Annotated in this window: 3 protein-coding genes; 1 reads left to right on the forward strand and 2 read right to left on the reverse strand. The window is 71.5% G+C overall.

Features of this window, described 5'->3' with window-relative positions:
- On the forward strand, positions 1–835 hold an 835-nt coding region (locus AC08OU_RS24375), incomplete at its 5' end, for a toll/interleukin-1 receptor domain-containing protein (protein ID WP_476602388.1).
- On the opposite strand, the gene AC08OU_RS24380 is transcribed toward AC08OU_RS24375, so the two are convergent.
- The gene (locus AC08OU_RS24380; RefSeq protein ID WP_476602389.1) at positions 756–1,874 is read right to left on the reverse strand and encodes a hypothetical protein; all 1,119 of its coding nucleotides are present in this window, start codon (positions 1,872–1,874) and stop codon (positions 756–758) included. The two genes, AC08OU_RS24375 and AC08OU_RS24380, sit on opposite strands and share 80 nt — an antisense overlap.
- A complete protein-coding gene (locus tag AC08OU_RS24385) occupies positions 1,871–2,401 on the reverse strand; it encodes a hypothetical protein (protein ID WP_476602390.1) in 531 nt (176 codons plus the stop codon). The genes AC08OU_RS24380 and AC08OU_RS24385 overlap by 4 nt, the downstream gene beginning before the upstream one ends.
- Between the last annotated feature and the right edge of the window lie 231 nt (positions 2,402–2,632).

The raw sequence follows: 2,632 nt of genomic DNA on the forward strand, positions 1-2,632 counted from the left end.
CAGGCCCTACAACCGGGGACGTGACGAGACCGGTCGAATCCGGTTGAGGTTGGCCCTGCACCAGGGCGAGATGGGTATCGACGGCAGTGGTTTCGTCGGCGACGCGGCGGTGGTCGCCGCCCGGCTGGTCGACGCGGACCCCGTCCGGCAGCTGCTGGAACAGGACAAGGACGCGGAACTGGCGCTCATCCTATCGTCCGAGTTCTACCGCAGTACGGTGGCCGGGCGGCTGCGGGATCTCGACCCGGCGCAGTACCGCCGAGTCGAGGTGTCGGTGGCGGGCAAGTACGAGGGCCTCGCGTGGATCACGCTGCCGGGGCGCCCGTTCCCGGCGGTGCGGACCCCGTCGAACGGCTCCGGTCAGGGGCCGCTCGCGGACGAGAAGTGGGACTTCCTCATCTCCGCGGATCCGTCCGATGAGGCCTGGGGCTCCTGGATTGCCCGCGTGTTGGAAGGCCGGGGTCATTCGGTGCATCTGGCGGCCCTCGACGCGCTGCCCGGTGAGCACGAGATCGGTCTGCTGCACGAAGGGATCTCGCAGTCCCGGCGTACCCTTGCCGTGCTGTCGAAGAGCTACCTGGCCTCGGAGAAGATGCAGGCGGCCTGGCAGGCGGCCTGGCAGGCGGATCCCAACGGCGTGAAGCGCACGCTGATCCCGATCCGCGTCGAGACCTGTGACCCGGCCGGGCTGTTGCGCGGCATCAGCTACATCGATCTCGTCGACAAGGACGGTGCGGCAGCGGAGCTTGAACTGGTCAGGCAGATCGCCCGGTCCCTGAACGGCCGCGGTTCCCGGCCGTCGACTCCGCCGCCCTTCCCCGGGAAGCGATCTTGACCGGCCGCCGGCCAGGATCCTCGCGGCCCGCCGCCTCGACGTCGTCGGGGTCACCGGCGGTGCCGGCGTCGGCAGCGTCGGCGGCGTCGATCAGCAGTCGGCCGAGCCCGCGGCCGTAACTCGTGCTCCCCTCCAGCCTGGACCAGTCGGCCAGCGCCGTCATCATGGCCCGCAGTCCCGCTGCGGACGGTTCTCCGGCGACCGCCTGCTCGGCCTGGCTCTGCACTCTCGCCAGCCAGGTCAGCGCCTCGTTGCCGGCTGCCCGGGCGCGCCGGGCCGCCTCGTCGATCCGGGCCCTGCGCAGGATCAGCCGGCCTGCCGCCGTCGGCGCCCCGGCCAGCCGGAGCAGTCCGGCGGCACGCCCGCCCTCCGACCCGGCGCGCCCGTAGGCGGTCAGGGCCCGCTGCCACAGTTCCTCCGCGCGTTCCGGATAGGCCGTTCGCGACTGGATGATCGGGCTCCCGCCGGGCCGACGGCCGAGCGTCTGCGCCCCGCCATCCGGGAAGCCGGCCCAGTCGCCGCGCACCAGCGCCGCATGGGCCAGTGTCGCGTGGTCGGACCCGGCGCCGGCCTCGACCGCGTCCAACGCCATGCCGGCCTCGGCCTCCTGGTTCGCCCGGAACAGCAGATCCGCCCGCAGGATCCGCGCGTACGCCGCCGCCTGTGGCACCGGGAGCTCGTCGAGATGGGTGACGAAGAGGTCAGCCGTGGCCAGGGCCTGCATTGCGAGCGTTCCGGCAGGGTCGGCGGTCCGTGCGGCGCGTGCCGGATCGGCGCTGTGACCGTGCACAATCACGTGACGGGGCAGGCGATAGGGCAGGTGATGGGGGAAGCGATGGGGGCCGGGCCCGTGCCTCCGGTCGGTTTCGCGGTGGTCGACGCGGTGACCGGTCAGGGCCAGCTGTGCCCGCGCCACCCGGATACCGGGGATGATCTCGGCACCGAACACGCAGATGACCGCGGTCGTCGGTTCGAGCAGTGCGTGCCGTTGCCGGGCGATGACCTGCGTCGTCCAGGCGATCAGCGGGGCGTCCGTCATGGTCCGCGGCGGCCCGGCTGGTCCGGTTGGTCCGGCCAATCCGGCCGACCAGGGTGCCTGGAGTGCCTGGAGTGCCCGGAGCCGGGTGGGGCCGGCTGGGATGGCGCCCAATTGGCCCGGTGGGCCCGGTGGGCCGGGCGTTCCCGGTGGGCCGGGCGTTCCCGGCGCGGACCGGGTACACCGGGACGCGCGGCGGGCCCAACCGGAGGCGGAGCGAACGTCCTCGTGGCCCAGGCTCGGACGACGCCGACGTCATCGGGGGACCAGTTGAGGTCGAGAGCCAGCGCGGCGAGGTAGAGCGCCTCGTGCGCCGCCAGGTGATCGGGGTCGGTCGGGTCGTGTTCGCTCTCCCGCAGCTCCCGCAGCGATCCTTTCGCCCGGCCGGCGGCGAGCGCCGTCGCCGCGCGGACGAGATGGCGTTCCGCGGGAGGCGGGGAAGGATAGCGGAGGGGCACACCCGCGGGCTCGACGCGGTGCTGTTCGTGCAGCAGGAGCAATACCAGGAGCCGGGCTGAGGCAAGCGGCATCGTTGCGGTGTTCCTTCACGGGCAGCGGGATGGATCCGGAGCCGGATTTCACCGGAAGAAAGAAAAAATAGCAGGGCATGCCGACAGTACCCGGCGACCTGCCGCGCGGAAATCCATTTCGGTGCTCTCGCCGCGGCCGGGTCGTGGCATCTCTGGTATCTCGTTATATTTTTATAGGGGACGTAATGAAGTAACAAATACGTGATCGAGAGCATCATCGCAGGTCACGGG

This window comes from Frankia sp. CcMO1 (genome assembly GCF_977945845.1).

What these genes read in the sequence shown, in the direction of transcription:
- AC08OU_RS24385 (WP_476602390.1), bottom strand. Translation starts at nt 2,401, where the DNA reads ATGCCGCTTGCCTCAGCCCGGCTCCTGGTATTGCTCCTGCTGCACGAA.
- AC08OU_RS24380 (WP_476602389.1), bottom strand. Translation starts at nt 1,874, where the DNA reads ATGACGGACGCCCCGCTGATCGCCTGGACGACGCAGGTCATCGCCCGG.